Here is an 18,502-nt window from a genome sequence, read left to right on the forward strand (position 1 = left end):
TCGCTCACTCATTACTTGACTAGCATGTTACTTCTTAACATATTGGTTGTTTTGTTCAGTTTTCAAAGATCAAATACCCACTGTCTTGTTTGCGACAGCTTTTATATTATATAATTGACAAGATCAAAAGTCAATAACTTTTTTAAAATTATTTTTTTAATCTGTCTCGCTTCAAAGCGACCATCTAAATATAGCATGATAGACCATTTCATGTCAACAGCTATTTTTGCACATCGGCTTTTTCGCGACAGGAACTAATATATCATGCTATTCAATTATGGTCAATACTTTTTTTAAAAAAAAAGGGATCTTACAATAACATACTTTATTATTTATTCTTTCACACGATATTTGCGATGAAAAACAGACTTTCCTTTTGTTTCTACATGCTCCACTTCTAATATTTCCTTAGCTACTAAATAATCAATTATCGTACTCAAATCTAATTCATACAAACGTATAGATGGGTGTACCTTTAATTCACCAAAGCTCCATGATTTTCCAGTTGTTCTTATCACATCTAGTAAATGTGCTGCACATAATTCAGCATGTTTCCACAATGAAAGATCAATCGCAAAAAGCATTAACTCCACGCGCTTTTCGACTGTCTCTTCACTCTGAACAAGTTCTTCATATAATTTATAGACTTCTGGATTAATCTGTTTAATTTGATTCCAAGCAATCACTTCTGGATGATAACCTTGTTCAATGATAGATAGTCTTCCTAAGCTATGTAAAGAACTTAACACCTTACTAAACGCATCTAAGTAATGACTTGATAAGAATAAATCTTTTGCTTCACTATAATTCCTCGTAAGCTTTGCAAACTCCATCGCTAATTTTAACTGTCGTTTTTTCAGTGGAAATTCCTCTAGCTGTTCTTTCAATTCAGCAATATATTTATTTCGCTCAAACAGAATTGTTCCATTTATAATCCACTCGAATACGCGGCGATAAGAGCTTGTATCAATCCAATAGTTTAAAAGCTGCTCTTCTACAATGTGCATCGCTGCAGTTTTATTTTTAAATTGATAATGCTTTACATACCAAGGAGCAATTGCTTCCGTAACAACAACCAATAGGATAACATCAAAATTATCTGTTACTGGACTAATCCTTTTTTTCTTTTCGTATATAAGTACACCTAGCGTATCAGTGTTGCTTGCTCGTTCTTGATAAATGGGGCGCCATACATCATCCATCCAATTATCCTCCAGTCAATAATTTTATAACAATAATTTATTTCAACAGACCTCATTTACTTTCCTGTTTATTTTTAAAAAAACTTAAATTAAATAAGCATTTTCAAACTGTTATGTATATATGTATGAATTTGAATCATTCAAAATCACTTTTAAACTATACACAAGGGGCAATATCTTGGCAAGCAAAATCACACTGCAAAACAGCACTCGGGCTAATCCAACAATACTATTGTGTATTTTTCCAATAAAAAACCCTTTCTTGCCTATCGGCTCAGAAAGGGTGAGGAATTAATGTTTCGTTTTACAATCTGTACATGTACCGTATATCTCCATTCGGTGGTGACTAACATCAAAACCAGTTACCTGCTCAGCAAGTGATTCGACTTCATCTAATGTTGGATAATGAAAGTCAACAATCTTTCCACACGTTTCACAAATAATATGATAGTGTTTAGCAGTGTTATAGTCAAAACGGCTAGAAGCATCACCATATGTTAGCTCCTGTACTAGTCCAATTTCACGAAAAACACGCAGATTATTGTATACGGTGGCTACACTCATATTAGGGAATTTCCCTTCAAGTGCTTTGTAAATATCATCTGCGGTTGGGTGTATTTCTGCATTTATAAGATATTCCAGCACCGCATGACGTTGTGGTGTAATCCTTACGCCAGATTGTTTCAATCTGTCTACCGCTTCTCGAAGTATTGTCTCACTCATCGTCATGCACCTCACTTTCACAAAGTTAATTGTGTGATTTTTTGTTTTACTACAATTCTCACTTTATAATTCTTATAATTAGTGTAACCGCTAAGTAAACATTCTGTCAATAAAAGCATTGTAACATCACACAAAAACTTTACTCAGTATTTTCTAGTAACACCTCATTTTCTTCGCTAATCTCGTTAATGTATCTAGCTGCAACAAACAAATAGTCTGACAATCGATTTAAATAAGTTAACACAATAGGTGAAATATCATCTTTTAAAGCAATGGCAATTCGCTCAGCTCTACGAATAATCGTGCGTGCTTGATGCAAACCTGCAGCAGCAGGATGTCCACCAGGCAAAATGAATTGACGAATGGGAGGAAGTTTTTTTTGCCACGTATCAATTTGCTTCTCTAATGTAGAAACATGGATAGACTTTAGCTGCCAAGTTACTTCTTTTCCCTTTGGAGTAGCCAGTTCAGAACCAACATGAAATAAAAGCTCTTGAATTACTTTCATTTCTTTTCGGAAACACACAGCCAGTTCATTAGACCAGTTTAAATCTTTTGTTAATTGACTAATCGCAAATCCAATGGCAGCATTCGCCTCATCACAGGTTCCATAGGCATCCACTCGTATATCATTTTTTAATACTCGCTTACCATGTATAAGAGAGGTTGTCCCCTCGTCTCCAGTTCTTGTATAGATGCGCATGCTCTAATACCCTCTATCCAGATCAATGACATTCGTAGACAATTCTCTATCATTCAGATACGAACGTAAATTTTGCTCAAAAATTTCAATGGCACGGGGAATATAATTAGGTGATTTTCCTGAGACATGTGGGGTCATCGTTATTTTTGGATGCTCCCAAAACGGATGATCACTTGGCAATGGTTCCTGTTCAAAAACATCTAAAATTGCGTGTGCAAGTTGACCTTGATCTAATGCCATAATCAATGTCTCACTTTGTACCGCATCCCCTCGACCCATATTTAAAAATATTACATTGGGCTTCATCACTTTAAATTGATCTTGCTTGTAAAAATAGAACGTATCGACAGTACTTGGTAAAATAGATACAACAAAATCGGCTTGTTTTAATGCATCGTCAAGGTGATCGATAGCGTAGTTTTCATCAAAATGAGGTTTGTCTTGTCCACTGCGAGATACACCGATTGTTTTCATCCGAAATGCTTTTGCAATACGAGCTAACTCTTCCCCAATCACCCCGGAACCTACAATAGTCATTGTTTGATTGGATATTTCTAATAACGGAACAGTTTGATCCCACACATGTGCAAGCTGATTGCGTCTAAACGTTTCGTTATTACGGTATACATGTAATAGCATGGAAATCGCATACTCAGCCATTTGTATTTTATGAATACCTCTTGCATTCGTCACTTTAATTCCACGTGCTTTGATATGTCGTAATGGCATTTCATCCATCCCTGCTGATATAACCATAATCCACTTTAGTTGTTCTGCTTGCTCGATATGAGGAGGAGTTACATCTTCTCCATATGTGATTAGAATATCAGCTTTCGGTAAATCAGCTTCTGCTTGTTCCATATTTTCATGAAATATGAAAGTCACGTTTGAAAAATCAGCTATTAACCTCTCACGTACTTCTTCAGTCAACATCGTTGTTGATACAATATACATCTAATAACCTCCTCAGATATGATTTATAATAATGATAATATGTACCCTATATTTTGAAAAGCCTAACACGTTTTATGTATTTGAAAACAAAATGTAAAATAAAAAGCACAAGGATGTCCTTGCGCTTTATAAAAAGAAAAGAGAAGGTTTTGTTCTTCTCTTCTAATATATGCAATACTTTCAAAACGGTATAGCCGCTTCACCTAAGTCGTATGAGTTAAGTTAGATTTTCTCTAATAAATTGTAATGCTTCTTCCGTATGGCCTTCTACTTTCACATTACGATATACTTTTTGAATGACGCCATTTTTATCGATAATAAAGGTGGATCGCTCATTCCCCCAATACTCTCTATCAGGTTTTTTCTTAAGCTTCCATACACCAAAGCTCTCTGCTAATTGGTGATCTTCATCAACGATTAATGTAAATGGTAAGTCGTGTTTTTCTTTAAATGATTGGTGACTCTCTGCTGAATCCGGACTCACTCCAATAATAGTAGCATCTAGGTCTGCAAAGCTTTCATGATTATCTCTAAAGTTACACGCTTCTGTTGTACAACCAGGTGTACTGTCCTTAGGATAAAAATAAAGTACAATATTTTTGCCTTGATAGTCGCTTAATTTCAAGCTTGCACCTTCGCTTGTCTTGCATTCAATCTCTGGCACGGTTTGTCCAACTTCAATTGCCAATACTTTCGCCTCCTTGTCTAACCTTCTTATCTTTAGAGTAACGAAAAACAACTAAACATACAAATCATTCATCTTGTGAGTTGGCCACTTTTTTATTGCTTTGTACGTATGCTTTTTGTTGCCCTAGCTTAAAAATAAAAGCAGCGGGTAGTATGTAGCCAATCAACGCTTCTATTAAAGCAATCATTCTTCCCCAACCAATCGGCGTAATATCACCATATCCTACCGTCATTAATGTTACCCCACTAAAATAAAAAGCATGTGCAAAAGCTTCTATACGATTTAGCTCTCCCTCAGGCTGTTTACTAAATTCAATTAACAATACATCATGCAAAGATAACCAAAAATAAATAGAACCAAATCCGATTAATACGACAATGTATACAAGTAACAATGAAGCAAAGATTTGATAAGAAAAATAACTGCTCTGATAGATCTTACTAGTGACAAATGAATAGATACTAGCCATAATCAGAATAAACATCATTATAACCGCAACGATAGCTACAGCCATAGTACGCCCCCTATTTTATTGTTCTACTTTATATTTTACGACATCGAATAAGAAGTGATGACATCCATTTATTTATCAGTAACCAGAATTCCGTTTTTTTACATAACTATGATAACTGTATCCCATGAACGATCAATCGATTAAAAGGTTCGAAGACTTTCTAATTTCATAAATAAAAAATTAAAAATGATGCACAAGCCAAAGTGAATGATAGTGACATTCTCGATAAGTTGTTTCATCATATGTTCCCACAAGCGAACAATCCTACTCCGGCAAAAACTGACGTATAATCGTTAACTTTTTCGCACACAGACGAGCGTATAAAACAAACGCTTGTGACAGTCATTCATGCTTTCTCACAATTAGTAACGAACTAATATTTATACAAGATTTATTATTCAAACTAAGTTTTTTTCGATAATATTAACTTTTTATACAAAATGATGAATATTTATTTAATTTTAAATTGATTGTTTTTAGAAATTATGCTACGCTTGTTCTGAAAATTTTTATTTTCAATTCATGCTTTTTATTGTCAACTTGTATGACTTCCCTTCAAAGCATGAAACATTAACCTTTGCACACTACGTGTAAAGGTTCTTTTTCATCCTCTATTACTTAAATGCATCATTTGCTATTTTATCGTCTCACTATCTTAAATAGATATTCCACCTAACTAATCGCTTCTTTTGGCATATTTGTATATAATAGCTTATATAATGATAGAACAACTAGATATGAGAAAATGAATCTTATCTTAAAGAAGGAGGTTAAGGCAATCGATTGCCTTTTCACTTATGAAATTAGGAGCTAGAATGTTAAAATCAGGACTAGCAATTGCTATTGCATTGTATGCTGCTGAATTAATTGGTTTCCCGTCTTCTGTTTTCGCAGGAATAGCAGCATTATTCGCGATCCAACCATCTATTTATCAATCATTCCAAACAATAGTTGAACAATTACAAGCAAATGTGATCGGCGTTACCGTTGCAACCGTAATGGCTTATACATTAGGTATTGATCCATTCGTAATTGGGTTTACAGCTGTGATTGTTATTGGTATTTGTCGTTACTTTAAAATGGGAGAAAGCACGGTATCTATTGCATTAATCGCCGTTATTGCAGTAATGCAAACAACTGATTTGGCTGTTTATCAATTTGCTCTTTTGCGTTTTTCTTCCTTGTTACTAGGTATTTTTTCTGCATTTATTGTCAATTTAGTTTTTTTACCACCTAAGTATGAAACCAATTTATTTAAGCAAATTGATCGAACCACCTCAGATATATTACAATGGTTGCGTATTACTACTAGACACTTATCTGATGATCCGTCATTAAAAGAAGAGATTGCTCGAATCCAACATGAAGTACGTCGTATGGATCAAACGTACCTATTATTTTCTGAAGAACGAATTTATTTTAAGAAAAATCGGCTAGCAAAGGCGAGGAAATTAATTGTGTTTCGACAGTTAATCGCAACTACTCGTAAAAGCTTCGATGTTTTAAAAGCATTTCATCACTTAGATGAACAAATTAAGACTATTCCTGAAAATTTTCAAAAAGCAGTCGTGCAAGAATTAGATCGAGTGATTCATTCACATGAGCGTTTACTCCTCAGCTTTATGGGAAGAATCAAACGAAAGAACAGACAGTCACTTCATGACATAACGAATCCGAATATCCCTCATCTAGTTAAGACATTAATTCAAATGTATGAGGATCAAGAAGAGAATCGGTTGATTTTCTTACCATTAGCTTCGCAGTTAATGGAATATCATTATCATCTAGAACATTTACAAACCTTATTACAAAGCTATGAAAAATATCACCATAATGAAAAACTAGAATTTTTTGAGACTAGATGGCGCAGAAGCAATTAACAGCAACGAATAAGGCATACTGTTCCTCTGTCAAATTGGTAATGCAATTTTCGCTCCATCGAATTTTTTACTGAAAGAATTTTTATAGTGATTATTTCTGAATCGCACTCACTTTCCGCAGGAACAGCCTCAGCTAACTTGGTAAAGAAAAGCACTTTACCAAGTGGAACTTCGGACTCATGCTGTTCCTGCAGGACAAGGAATGCTACGGCAGCAACACATCATACGAAGAAAATGGTCCTTTATTTTCAAGGAGTGTCACATACTTTCTCTGCTAAGGTTTTTCCTTCTCAATATTCAAATAAACAGAGCTTGTGACAGAACTTAATTATATATAATAAAAGCGAACTATATCGGATATAGTTCGCTTTCTAATTTAGACAAATATTTTAACTGCGGAAATATGTGATACGCCTACTAAGCCGATTAAATTTCAGATAGTGAATTTGGGTCATCTAGCTGCTGCACTTGATACAACTTATAATAATTCCCTTGTTGCTCCATTAACGCTTCATGTGTTCCTTGTTCGACTACTTGTCCATTTTCAATTAAGATGATTCGATCCGCATGTGTAATCGTAGACAAACGATGTGCAACGATAAATGTTGTACGTTTATGCGCTAATTCTTCTAATGTCTCTTGAATCAGATGTTCACTTTCTAGGTCAAGCGCAGAAGTTGCTTCATCCAAAATAAGGATTGGTGGATTCTTTAAAAATACACGCGCAATAGCAATACGTTGTTTTTGACCACCAGATAATTTAACTCCTCTTTCACCTACTAACGTATCGTAACCTTTGGTGAGCTGAGTAATGAATGCATGCGCATTCGCACGTTTAGCAGCTGTTATCACTTCTTCATCTGTTGCCTCTGGCTTACCCATTCGTATATTCATTGCAATCGATTCACTAAATAAAATATTATCTTGCAATACCATCCCTATGTTATCTCGTAATGAACGAGCTTGAACATCACGAATATCTTTTCCGTCAATTCGAACTGCACCGCTTGTTACATCGTAAAATCGAGGAATTAAACTAACAATAGTCGATTTTCCACCACCACTCATACCTACGAAAGCAATGGTTTCACCCCTCTTCACATTTAAGTTAATATCCTTTAATACGATTTCTTCTTTTTCTTCATAACGAAAAGAAACATGATCGAATACGATATCTCCTCTTACGTCAGTGATTTCTTTTGCATTCGGTTTATCTTTAATGTCATATGCTTCATCTAAAAATTCATAGACACGATCCATCGAAGCGATCGATTGGACTAATATCGTTGACGAGCTAATCAATCGACGCAACGGGCTATAGACACGATCCATATACCCAATAAAGGCAGCAATTGTACCAACCGTTAAGTCACCTGTAATAGCAAAATAACCAGCAAACACAATGACTACTAAAGGTGCTAAATCAGTAATTGTATTCATTACTGCAAATGTCTTTGCATTCCATACTGTATGATCAATCGCCCGATTCAAGAAATTTCTGTTCTGCTCTTCAAATTGCTCTTCTTCATACGCTTCTAAAGCAAAACTTCTCGTAACAGGAATACCTTGTACGCGTTCATGTAAATGACCTTGCACTTGAGCAAGTGCTTGGGAACGACTGCGGGTAAGATTTCGCAATTTACCATAAAAAATCTTAACTGATATCCCGTACAGCGGAAACAATGCGACGGAAACAATCGTTAGCCAGACATCCATCGAGAGCATAATTCCAATTGCAATTAAGATCGTAATCATATCTAACCAAATATTCATTAATCCAGTAATAACGAAATTCTTCGTTTGTTCCACATCATGAATCACCCGAGAAATAATTTCACCAGTTTTTGTTTGCGAATAAAATTTAAGACTGAGCTTTTGAATATGGTCAAACAATTTTCCTCTAATGTCATATAAAATTTTGTTACCTGTCCATTGTGCTAAGTATTGACGATAATATTCAATTGGAGGACGAAGAACAACAAAAATAAGAAACGCGCCTCCAACAATAAGGAATAATTGCTCTAACTTTTCCGCTTGCGTTAAATCATTCGCTACAACTATATTATCTATGACGTATTTCACAATTAACGGAATCAATAGCGGTATACTAAATTTTACTATACCTATTAGGATAGTTATAATAATTCGCCATTTATATGGTTTTACAAATTGAAAATAACGTGTAACACTATTCAAACAAACACCCCTTATCTCTGTTTCCAGATAAAAACCTTGCCTAATTAAGACAAGGATAGCTACCACTTTTATTCATGTCCGATAAGTTAAAAAGCGTTCATACCACTGATCGATCACTTCATGAGAAAACGGACCTTTCCTCTGACGAACCCAATATTGCAAATAATCAACATTATTTTTTAGAATGCGATTTAAAACTTCTGGATACTTCATTTGTTCCTTATGTAAGTCATATTCATCTTCATCTAATAACTTATATGTCATATCAGGGAATACTTTTATATCTAGATCATAATCGATATACTTCACTGCTTGTTTCTCAAATACGAATGGTGAACTAATATTACAGTAATAATGAATTCCATCTTGCCTGAGCATACCAATAATGTTAAACCAATGTCTCGCATAAAAAAAACATATTGCAGGCTCCCTCGTGACCCAAAAACGTCCATCGCTTTCTGTAACCAAAGTTTTATCATTTGCTCCTATAATCATATTGCTCGTTGATTTTAAAATAGTGGTATCCTTCCATACACGATGGAGCTGACCATTATGTTTATAGCTCTTTATTTGTATGGATGTACCTGGTTCTTGCCCAGTCATCCTATCTTCCTTTCCTTTACGTATTATCACTTTACCTTATTATAACTTTTCTTATAACGAAATGAAAATGATAAATGCTATAGCTCTGGTTTAGCATAAAAAATAATAAGATTAATTTTGATTTTTAAGACAAAAAAAGAACCAAAATGATTATTATAAAAAAGAAGTATTCAACCGTTTAAGGTGAATACTTCTTTTTTATAAAATTTGGTTTAGCCATATGACTAAACCAAACATACTTAGGGAATGATTAAGCGAAAGGGCTATTACTTGTTTTTTTGTGATTTTTGGTTTTGTCTACTCACTTCTTGCGCATCTGTTTCTGCAGCAAACTCAGTTCCATATTGTCCTTGCGCTTGGTTAGCTTGCTGGTTTTGTTGCTTTACTTTTGAAACATTTGTCCCTGCAGCTGTTTTGTTTGGCGTTTTGTTTTGTTTTTTAGCCATCTCATATCACCTCCGCTACCTTTAATTTATCCAATTTCAAAAAGCTTATTCAAATAAAATAAAGGAAATTAACGGGAATGTTCTCTTAAATAATCTATTAACTTCTGATAAGGAACTGGGAAAGGGTACTCAGTTATTTTATCAAGTGGGAGAAAGGAAGGTTGTTCTGAAGATATACCTTCATTCTCCACAAGAAATAAACGTACATCTAATTCCCAAATAACGTGTGAAAAGATGTGCTTAATCATTGGTAGTGTCTCTTCTTCTTTTATTGTCACTTGAAATTTCTGTTCCACCCATGTTGCAAGGTGATCCTCATCCACATTTTGTTTAAGAGCCATTGGAAATTGCCACATGTTAGCTAACAACCCTTCATCTGGTCGTTGCTCAATGAAAAATCGACCTTGGTTGTCTTGTAATACACAAGTAAAATAAGGTAGTTTTTTTTGCTTTTTCGCTTTCGTTTTAACAGGATATGCCAATTCCGTTCCATGATGAAACGCCTGACAATGAGATTGTACTGGACAAAGCATACAAGCCGGTGATTTCGGAGTGCAAACCAATGCACCTAGCTCCATTAAACCTTGATTAAATCCTGATGGATCTTCATGCGAAATTAATTTTCGTACGGCCATTTCAAAAATACGTCTTGTACTAGCTTTTGCGATATCCTCTTCAATCATTAAAATACGAGATAAAACACGCATGACGTTTCCATCTACAGCAGGCTCCGGTATACCATAAGCAATACTTAAAATGGCTCCTGTAGTATACGGACCAACACCTTTTAGCGCACTTAATCGTTTCGGATCATTTGGGACCTTACCTTCATAACGCGTAGATACCTCTCTCACTGCATGTTGCAAATTCCTAGCTCGTGAATAATAACCGAGACCCTCCCATGCTTTTAATACTTCTTGCTCTTCTGCTTTAGCCAATTCCTCTGCGGTCGGAAATTTTTCTATAAAACGATTAAAATATGGAATTACCGTATCTACTTTTGTTTGTTGTAGCATAATTTCAGAAACCCACACTTTGTATGGATCTTGATCTTCTCTCCAAGGTAATGTTCGCTTCTGAGTATGAAACCAATCGATTAAATCTTGTTGAAATGTTTCTTTATCAATTTTTTGTAGCTTATTCGTTAAATTGCTTTCTTTCACTTTCTATTCCCCTTCGTGTTAAACTTATAATGAACGTGGTTTGATAAACAAGTTGTTACTGTTATATCAAAAACTAACTTAAAGGTATATGTTTATTCTATCCAATACAAACTAGAAACTAAAGGAGGACACCGAAGATGGATACTGGTACGCATATCGCTATGGGAATTGCACTAGGCGGAATTGCCACAATAGATCCAGCAGTACAACAAGATCCCCTGTTATTTCAAGCGGTTATGGTTGGGACAATCATTGGTTCGCATGCCCCTGATTTTGATACAGTATTGAAGCTTAGGAATAATGCTGTATACATCCGACATCACCGTGGAGTAACGCATTCTATTCCTTCTGTATTGATATTAGGATTGGTTATCTCTGGGATCATTCATTTATTTGTTCCATCTGTTTCTTTTTTTCATCTTTGGTTATGGACATTTTTAGCCGTAGCACTCCATGTGTTCGTTGATGTTTTCAATGCTTATGGCACACAAGCATATCGACCATTTACACATCGATGGGTCGCATATGGTTTCATTAATACGTTTGATCCATTTATTTTCACCATGCATGTCATTGGGATAATCATATGGGCTTTAGGAGCTAGTCCAATCACAACTTGGTTAATTATTTATAGTATATTGATTGTCTATTATATAAAGCGCTATTTATATAAAAAAGCACTCACAAAAAAAATAACACAATATTACGGTAAAGTGGAGGGTATAGCAACATCTCCAACGATACGTCAGAATATTTGGCGACTAGCCATCATAACAGAAGATAGTTTTTATGTCGCGCGAGCTGTTGACGGTAACATTCAAATTGTTGATCGATTCCATCGTATTCCTTTACCAAATAATAAATTAATCGCAACAGCAAAACAAGACAAAAACATCGCTGCCTTTCTTTCCTTCTCACCTGTATATCGATGGGAAATAAATATATACGATGACTTTAAAGAGGTACGTTTTATTGACCTCAGATATCGTTCTAAGGGGCATTACCCTTTTGTCGCTGTGGCAAAAATTGACGACCATTTAAACATCATTAGTTCTTATACAGGCTGGATTTTTTCTGAAGAAAAATTACAAGATAAATTGTTTACTACTGATGATTCCAACTCATCTTAGCAAATTATTTACTTATTTTTTCTTGTATAACCTAGCATCTTTTTAGAAAAACTATTTCATGCACAACTAAAAAGTGCAAATTAACTCTAAACGGAGAGATTATCATGCGGAATAAGCAAAAAGATTTTCCCGTTAGAAAACAGGTGCATTTAAAACCTAGGGCAACAACAGAAAATCATGCCCTTCGTCCAAATGGAACGATTAATACGAAGCCACAAGAACGTATGGGCAGAGGTGATCAAAGTCATGTATCGTCTTAACCGTAATGAGTCTAGTCCATTCCAATCACCGCGTGCGAATCCAAAACACGCTGCACATCAAGTAAATGGTGAAACAGCACCAAGTCAATTACAGAAGATTATTAAAGTCCAAACTAGAAAACGAACGTAATCCAAAAGCATACCATCACATTGGTTGATGATGGTATGCTTTTTTCAATTGGCCTTAGCAAACATTGGACTCTCTCTCCTTAGATATAGTACACTATAATTTGATTATCATTAGGGGGATATAGGTTATGATAAAATTATTTGCCACTGATTTAGATGGTACACTCTTGCAAAATTATAGTTCAATTTTAGAGGAAGATAAACAAGCGATGCGTTTGTTACACGAGCATGGTGTTGATTTAGCCATAGCAACTGGACGAGCAGATAACGAAATACAAGAAATTTATCGTCAATTAGCTTTAAACGGTCATCGCGTAAGTCAAAATGGAAGCTTCGTACATAATAGTAACAGTCAGTTACTTGTAGAACAGACTTTTCCTAATCATATTAGCCAAGCACTATTACATGAAATAGAAAAAAGTGAAATTAACTACCTTATCTCGACTGCTGAACAAATTTTATTGAAAGAAAAAACACCTTTTTTCAAAAAATATGAAGATGTGTTTTTCTTTCCTTTGGTGGAGCATGGTGCATTTGACACTGAAATAGGGACCAGTATCATTCCTTCCAAATTCATGGTTGTCGGGGAAACAGATGAAATTAGTGCTATCCAGAAAAAATTAGATCAACGCTTCAATGGAGAATTGGAAAGCTACTTATCTGATCCGAATTGTGTCGATATTGTACCAAAAGGCATTAATAAAGGGGATGCCTTGTCGCATTTATTAGAGACGATTGACATTAAACCAGAAGAAATAGCCGTTATTGGGGACTCCTTTAATGACATTTCAATGTTCCAAATGACCCCACATAGCTACGTCATTTCTACAGCTCATCCAGAAGTGAAACAGCACGCTGCACATGTTGTTGATCATGTACATCATGCAATAGCAGATTTACAAGCAAAGCAATTACTTTAAACAAATAAAAATGTGGAGTTAAGTATTTCTTTACTCCACATTTTTTATATAAACATCGATAAATTTCTCAATCACCTCAAAAGAAAAGCCTTTTTGATAAAGAGAGGCTTTCACTTTATGTTGTAATTCAAATCCAGACCATTTTCGTTGCATTTTTTTTAAAGCTTTTTCGCCTTGGTAAACGACTGCTTCCCATTCTTGTTCCTCATCTTTGTTATGAGAAATTTGACCAGTCACTTTATTAATCGCTTCTTGCGTAAAACCTTTTTGCACTAAGCTCTGCTTTATTTTATTTAACTGTTGTCTAAAAGACGCTTTATTATTTCGATTTTGTTTCTTCGTTATTAATTTACTCGCCTTCTCTACTTGCTGTTCAAATGAATAATAGGTCAGCCCTATCTCAGCTACTTGGCTTGAAACACCTTTTTCTATTAGCTCTTTCTTTATTAACAAAGGTCCTTTACTTGTTGTTTGTATTTTTGTACGAACAAAAGCTACAGCAAATAACTGATCATCAAGCCACTTCTCCTTTTTTAAACGTTCAATGATCACTTGAATTTGTGTTTCATCTAGTTCTTTTTTCACTAAATAATCATACATTTCTTTCACAGATCGCATTCTATAGCTTAGATATTGTAAGGAAAGGGAATAGCCTTTATGTAAGTTATCCTTTTTTATAAGTGTATCAATCGTTGCTTGATCGATTTTCATTCCTTTGCGGAGATGTTCAGCAATTAATGTATCTTCTTCTACACTAAATCCATAAGACTCGTTTCCGTGTTGATCTAAAAAGATATTGTAACGATGTTTATTTTTTTTCTGTATCGTAATTCGAGATATTTTCTGCATACATGTCACCTCACTAGTTAGTTTAACATGAATTTATTACGAGGAGGATTATAATGAATATAGTAATAGCAGGTGGAACAGGTTTTGTCGGATCGCGGTTAACAGAAGTACTTATTAATCAAGGCCATCATGTGTTTATACTCACGCGCTCACCAGAAAAATTTTCAAATCAAGCAAATGTTACTTATGTTGGATGGTTAAATGAAGGTGACCAACCAGAGAAAGTCCTACAAGACTGCGAAGCAATGATTAATTTAGCCGGGGAATCCCTATTTGGCTATTGGACTACAGAGAAAAAGAAACGAATCATTGATAGCCGAATCAAAGCAACAACTAACATTGTTCATTTAATAAAAGCGATGGAGAAGAAGCCGGAAGTATTGGTAAACGCATCTGCTGTCGGTTATTACGGCACATCGGATCAAAAATTTTTCACTGAAAAAACTATCTCTTCAGGGGATGATTTCTTAGCATATGTCACAAATAAATGGGAATCTACTGCACAACAGGCAGAAAATTATGGTGTTCGTGTAATCTATGCCCGCTTTGGAATGGTTCTAGGTGAAAAAGGAACACTTCCTTTGCTATCAATTCCTTATAAATTTTTCGTAGGTGGGCCCATTGGCTCTGGTGAACAATGGCTTTCGTGGATTCATATGGATGATGCTATTCGATTGATTTTATTCGCAATAAAAGAAGAAAAAATAAACGGACCATTAAATATTACCGCACCAAATCCTGTGCGAAATAAAGATTTAAGCGCAGCGTTAGCTAAGACACTACACCGACCAGATAAAATAAAGGTACCTTCTTTTGTCATTCAAACGATGCTTGGAGAAATGAGTATCTTAGTTATTCGAGGACAAGCGGTACTTCCTAACAAAGCATTATCAAACGGGTACAAATATCACTATCCTAACTTACAATTAGCTTTAAAATCTGTTCTCCATAACCGTTTATGAATGATTATCAAGCTCGTTAAAGGTATGCAACCACTTTACAAGTTGCATACCTTTTTAATTAATCAATTTGCTTTGTAATATACTGCAAGAGACTTACTTTCAATCGCTCGTATATATTTTTAGATCCTAGGATAAACTATTAACAGTTTTTTTAGGAAAGTAGCGATAAATACGATAGCCGATCTAGCCCATCTCTTTTCATTAATATTTGAGCTACATCTTCCTTAGCCTCTTCCATTGTTGTACCAAACCCATACCCAACCTTTTCGCCTTCTAATTCTAATTCTAAAGCTGCCTGCCAAATATTTAGTTTATTATCTTGATCGTAGATATAAGTCACAATCCACTCTTCCCGTTTGCACATATAGTTGGGATTTATCATACGCATTACTTTATCTATCACTATTTCTATATTCCGTTCATTTACATAGATCATTAAACACCCAATCATAAAGTGACCTCCCTTTATGTTCTTATATTAAACATTTTACTACATGTTCTAAACGAGAACAAGAAATAACGCATTTTTCTTTTTCTGCATGATAGGATTACGACATAGAAACAGATAGTGAGTGATACTATGTTATTAAATCAATTATCAACGAATATTAAATATTACCGAACTAGAAATAATTGGACACAACAACAACTAGCAGATAAATTAAGTATTTCACGTTCTGTAATTGCCAAATGGGAAAACGGTGATGTTACGCCTGATCTTCATGCTGTTGTTAATTTAAGCTTGATTTTTGAACAGTCCATTGATCATTTAGTTGGGAATGAAACAGAAATAAACCAGCAATTAAGTGAATTTCAACAGTTATATCAAGCGAAAACAAACCAATCAAGTGAGTATTATAATGAACTAGTTTTGGTTTCAGATTATATTACGAAACACCCAATACTAAAAGAGCAAGTACAACGAATGCAACAACTTCCTATTAAAAAACAAAAAGCTATTCATCGCATACTTAAAAGCCTCATTACGGAAACGAAACATTTTTGAATTTTCCTTCATTAATAATTTGACGAAAAAAAACTCCCTTTTATAAGTAGAGGGAGTTGATCTTATATATGAATGCATTAAACTAATTTTGTTTCATTACTTTCTTTAACTAAGTATTTACAGCTTTTCCCGCCTTTTGCAATACATTCTACACGCTCTACTTCATCTGTACCTAGTACTTCTTTGAACAGATTTAATTCACAGTGGCATGGTTTATCGTAGCGATCAGCAATTGCTATAATTGGGCAATTGTATTGAGCAAAACTAAATTCGTTATCATTTTTAGATTCAATATATTCAGCCATATAGCCGCTCTCATTTTGTACATCTACTAAATCTCTTACTTTTTCTTTTAGCGTATCTTCTTCATAAATTCGACGAACATACTTTTTTCTCATTCGTTTCTCACGGTTTTCAAATAATTGGTCAATTGCATCTGTCCCCAGACTTTCTTGAATGTCTTGTAGGATTTCTACAGCTATTTTATCATAACTATTCGGAAAAATTTTTTCTCCTTTGCTAGTTAATGAATAGAATATAACCGGGCGCCCCATCGGTTGCCTTACTGTGCGAGAATTAATTAAATGATCACCCTCAAGCTTTACTAGATGTTTTCTTACAGCCATTTCAGTAATATCTAAATATTGTTTTAATCCGCTAACAGAAAGTTCTCTTTTCTTTTTCAATAATTCTAGAATTGCTTGTCGAGTTGACATTTCCTTTGACATATCCAACACCTACCCTTACATACTATAATACCCAAAAAAGTTTGTGAAGTAAATAACAAAGTAGGGGTTTTTATATTAAAAAGTTGACAAAGTTGTGAATAGGCGTTATTTTTGTTACGCAACTTAGAAAAGGTGATTAAAAAAGAAGGTGATTCTTATCGGAATCGTAGTTGTTGAAATATGCGAGAGTAATTTACTCCAAACCATAAATGCTGAAAACTTATTTGAGTCAGAGTATCCTGAAGTGGCTGTGTTAGTAAGTGACTGTCTTAATTTCTGTGGATTATGTCGGTTAAAACCATATGCGTTAGTTAACGGCAAACGTATTCGTGGTAAAGATGTTGATGACTGCATCCAAAAGATCAGACAAGCAATCGAAGAAGAGCTAGCTATTTATCGATAAAATATATCGTTATATCACAACTGTAGAGACTAGACTTCTTGAGAAGCACTACTACTAAGTACACGTTGAAACTGCGTCGTTTTACCTTCGCAGTTTCAATCATGAACGAACATCGATGCTTCAGCAAATATTTTATCAAAAACGAAAAACATCTCTATGTAACTTATTCACAAATATCATGTCATACTATCATCTATTTGTTTCATTGCATCAACTAATCAGTTGATTTCTTTTCTTTATCATTCAAATGAAGGCTTTTTAATATATCAATAATTTCTTGTTCTTTTTCTTCATTTTCTATTCCTTCAACTCCGTAACAATAATCATTTGCCTGTTGCTTCTTCCATACAATCGTACCCATCATTTTTATATCCATTTGTTCAATATTAAATGATACTTCTAATAAAAAATTCTTTTTATTTAATGGTAAATCTAGCGCTGTTACTATTTTCATTCCGCCTGGACTTAAATCTATCACTTGTAGCTTGCCTGCATCCGATCGTTGTAGTTTATCCTCTTTCATATTATCCACTACAATAACAAAGGTACCATTAATTGGTTTGGGGAATTGATAACGTAATGATTCTTGGCGTCTATATCGCATGCTACTCACCTCTTATGTAAACTCTTTTCATCTGTTATATAAATATCTAATTTCTTATCGCATGGCACTATTTAATTAAACTCTCTTTACTATTATATATCACACTATCGATATATTGGAAACCTATTAATTTTCATACCTATTAAAAAAAGAGCTTGAGACAAAACAATATTTCTCAATAGAGAATACGAACATTTATTTTAATGAAGAAGAACAAACACCGCTGTGGAAATATACTCTCTTTCCGCAGGTACGGCTTAAGATAAGAAACGAACTATAATCCATTATATTAAGATTATAGTTCGTTTTCTATTGTATAAGATTTGGTTATGTCCCAATCTCGTTTTCTTTTTTAGTGGTTGTACAATAAATGACGTTGGTGAGTAAAAAAACTCACCAACGTCATTTTTAAATTCATGTTCTAAGTGATGATATAGTT

Annotated in this window: 22 protein-coding genes; 8 read left to right on the forward strand and 14 right to left on the reverse strand. The window is 34.5% G+C overall.

The window, feature by feature from the left end; all coding sequences use genetic code 11:
• Window positions 1-332: 332 nt before the first annotated feature.
• From ACH6CY_RS14625 to ACH6CY_RS14650, 6 genes are all read right to left on the reverse strand, one after another.
• Entirely contained in the window at window positions 333-1,202 is an 870-nt protein-coding gene (locus tag ACH6CY_RS14625) for a nucleotidyltransferase-like protein (protein WP_374068056.1), read from the reverse strand.
• A 291-nt stretch (window positions 1,203-1,493) separates the two neighbouring features.
• Complete coding sequence (gene perR, locus ACH6CY_RS14630) at window positions 1,494-1,925, reverse strand: peroxide-responsive transcriptional repressor PerR (RefSeq protein ID WP_374068057.1); 432 nt, start codon at window positions 1,923-1,925, stop codon at window positions 1,494-1,496.
• Between the two features lie 139 nt (window positions 1,926-2,064).
• On the reverse strand, window positions 2,065-2,628 hold the full coding sequence (locus ACH6CY_RS14635) for a cob(I)yrinic acid a,c-diamide adenosyltransferase (RefSeq protein WP_374068058.1): 564 nt from the start codon (window positions 2,626-2,628) through the stop codon (window positions 2,065-2,067).
• A gap of 3 nt (window positions 2,629-2,631) precedes the next feature.
• Window positions 2,632-3,582, reverse strand: coding sequence for a D-2-hydroxyacid dehydrogenase (locus ACH6CY_RS14640; protein WP_374068059.1), 951 nt, complete (start codon window positions 3,580-3,582; stop codon window positions 2,632-2,634).
• A gap of 217 nt (window positions 3,583-3,799) precedes the next feature.
• A complete protein-coding gene (gene bcp / locus ACH6CY_RS14645; RefSeq protein WP_374068060.1) occupies window positions 3,800-4,270 on the reverse strand; it encodes a thioredoxin-dependent thiol peroxidase in 471 nt (156 codons plus the stop codon).
• A gap of 64 nt (window positions 4,271-4,334) precedes the next feature.
• Entirely contained in the window at window positions 4,335-4,784 is a 450-nt protein-coding gene (locus tag ACH6CY_RS14650) for a potassium channel family protein (protein WP_374068061.1), read from the reverse strand.
• Window positions 4,785-5,581: 797 nt separating this feature from the next.
• On the opposite strand from ACH6CY_RS14650, the gene ACH6CY_RS14655 reads away from it, so the two are divergent.
• Window positions 5,582-6,664 carry an FUSC family protein gene (locus tag ACH6CY_RS14655; protein ID WP_374068062.1) on the forward strand — a complete coding sequence of 361 codons (1,083 nt, stop codon included), beginning with the start codon at window positions 5,582-5,584 and terminating at the stop codon, window positions 6,662-6,664.
• A 426-nt stretch (window positions 6,665-7,090) separates the two neighbouring features.
• On the opposite strand, the gene ACH6CY_RS14660 is transcribed toward ACH6CY_RS14655, so the two are convergent.
• The 4 genes from ACH6CY_RS14660 to mutY all read right to left on the reverse strand — a co-directional run bounded on the left by ACH6CY_RS14660 (window position 7,091) and on the right by mutY (window position 11,072).
• Complete coding sequence (locus ACH6CY_RS14660; RefSeq protein WP_374068063.1) at window positions 7,091-8,860, reverse strand: ABC transporter ATP-binding protein; 1,770 nt, start codon at window positions 8,858-8,860, stop codon at window positions 7,091-7,093.
• Window positions 8,861-8,932: 72 nt separating this feature from the next.
• Window positions 8,933-9,463: a nucleoside tri-diphosphate phosphatase gene (gene ntdP / locus ACH6CY_RS14665; RefSeq protein WP_374068064.1), complete on the reverse strand. Its 531-nt coding sequence runs from the start codon at window positions 9,461-9,463 to the stop codon at window positions 8,933-8,935.
• 266 nt (window positions 9,464-9,729) lie between these two features.
• The gene (locus ACH6CY_RS14670; protein WP_374068066.1) at window positions 9,730-9,909 is read right to left on the reverse strand and encodes a gamma-type small acid-soluble spore protein; all 180 of its coding nucleotides are present in this window, start codon (window positions 9,907-9,909) and stop codon (window positions 9,730-9,732) included.
• Window positions 9,910-9,977: 68 nt separating this feature from the next.
• A complete protein-coding gene (mutY, locus tag ACH6CY_RS14675) occupies window positions 9,978-11,072 on the reverse strand; it encodes an A/G-specific adenine glycosylase (protein ID WP_374068067.1) in 1,095 nt (364 codons plus the stop codon).
• A gap of 137 nt (window positions 11,073-11,209) precedes the next feature.
• Between mutY and ACH6CY_RS14680 the strand changes: the two genes are divergently transcribed.
• The 4 genes from ACH6CY_RS14680 to ACH6CY_RS14695 all read left to right on the forward strand — a co-directional run bounded on the left by ACH6CY_RS14680 (window position 11,210) and on the right by ACH6CY_RS14695 (window position 13,511).
• Window positions 11,210-12,202 (forward strand): metal-dependent hydrolase, encoded by a 993-nt coding sequence (locus ACH6CY_RS14680; RefSeq protein ID WP_374068068.1) that lies wholly within the window; start codon window positions 11,210-11,212, stop codon window positions 12,200-12,202.
• A gap of 104 nt (window positions 12,203-12,306) precedes the next feature.
• Window positions 12,307-12,462: a small acid-soluble spore protein K gene (sspK, locus tag ACH6CY_RS14685; RefSeq protein WP_374068069.1), complete on the forward strand. Its 156-nt coding sequence runs from the start codon at window positions 12,307-12,309 to the stop codon at window positions 12,460-12,462.
• Complete coding sequence (locus ACH6CY_RS14690) at window positions 12,449-12,592, forward strand: YpzG family protein (protein ID WP_374068070.1); 144 nt, start codon at window positions 12,449-12,451, stop codon at window positions 12,590-12,592. The genes sspK and ACH6CY_RS14690 overlap by 14 nt, the downstream gene beginning before the upstream one ends.
• Window positions 12,593-12,719: 127 nt before the next feature.
• The gene (locus tag ACH6CY_RS14695; protein ID WP_374068071.1) at window positions 12,720-13,511 is read left to right on the forward strand and encodes an HAD family hydrolase; all 792 of its coding nucleotides are present in this window, start codon (window positions 12,720-12,722) and stop codon (window positions 13,509-13,511) included.
• A 30-nt stretch (window positions 13,512-13,541) separates the two neighbouring features.
• Here ACH6CY_RS14695 and recX read toward each other — a convergent pair whose 3' ends face one another.
• Window positions 13,542-14,360 carry a recombination regulator RecX gene (gene recX, locus ACH6CY_RS14700; protein WP_374068072.1) on the reverse strand — a complete coding sequence of 273 codons (819 nt, stop codon included), beginning with the start codon at window positions 14,358-14,360 and terminating at the stop codon, window positions 13,542-13,544.
• A gap of 53 nt (window positions 14,361-14,413) precedes the next feature.
• Between recX and ACH6CY_RS14705 the strand changes: the two genes are divergently transcribed.
• Complete coding sequence (locus tag ACH6CY_RS14705) at window positions 14,414-15,322, forward strand: TIGR01777 family oxidoreductase (protein WP_374068073.1); 909 nt, start codon at window positions 14,414-14,416, stop codon at window positions 15,320-15,322.
• A gap of 151 nt (window positions 15,323-15,473) precedes the next feature.
• On the opposite strand, the gene ACH6CY_RS14710 is transcribed toward ACH6CY_RS14705, so the two are convergent.
• On the reverse strand, window positions 15,474-15,773 hold the full coding sequence (locus ACH6CY_RS14710) for a hypothetical protein (protein ID WP_374068074.1): 300 nt from the start codon (window positions 15,771-15,773) through the stop codon (window positions 15,474-15,476).
• Between the two features lie 129 nt (window positions 15,774-15,902).
• Between ACH6CY_RS14710 and ACH6CY_RS14715 the strand changes: the two genes are divergently transcribed.
• Window positions 15,903-16,328 (forward strand): helix-turn-helix domain-containing protein, encoded by a 426-nt coding sequence (locus tag ACH6CY_RS14715; protein ID WP_374068075.1) that lies wholly within the window; start codon window positions 15,903-15,905, stop codon window positions 16,326-16,328.
• Between the two features lie 77 nt (window positions 16,329-16,405).
• On the opposite strand, the gene ACH6CY_RS14720 is transcribed toward ACH6CY_RS14715, so the two are convergent.
• Window positions 16,406-17,056, reverse strand: a complete 651-nt coding sequence (locus tag ACH6CY_RS14720; protein WP_374068076.1) for a helix-turn-helix transcriptional regulator — start codon at window positions 17,054-17,056, stop codon at window positions 16,406-16,408.
• A 157-nt stretch (window positions 17,057-17,213) separates the two neighbouring features.
• Between ACH6CY_RS14720 and ACH6CY_RS14725 the strand changes: the two genes are divergently transcribed.
• Window positions 17,214-17,459, forward strand: coding sequence for a YuzB family protein (locus ACH6CY_RS14725; protein ID WP_374068078.1), 246 nt, complete (start codon window positions 17,214-17,216; stop codon window positions 17,457-17,459).
• A 214-nt stretch (window positions 17,460-17,673) separates the two neighbouring features.
• Here the strand turns inward: ACH6CY_RS14725 and ACH6CY_RS14730 are convergent, their stop codons facing one another.
• On the reverse strand, window positions 17,674-18,063 hold the full coding sequence (locus ACH6CY_RS14730; protein WP_374068077.1) for a PilZ domain-containing protein: 390 nt from the start codon (window positions 18,061-18,063) through the stop codon (window positions 17,674-17,676).
• Window positions 18,064-18,502: the final 439 nt, after the last annotated feature.

Origin of the sequence: Paraliobacillus sp. JSM ZJ581 (assembly GCF_044383835.1) — a bacterium.
GTDB lineage: Bacteria > Bacillota > Bacilli > Bacillales > Amphibacillaceae > Paraliobacillus.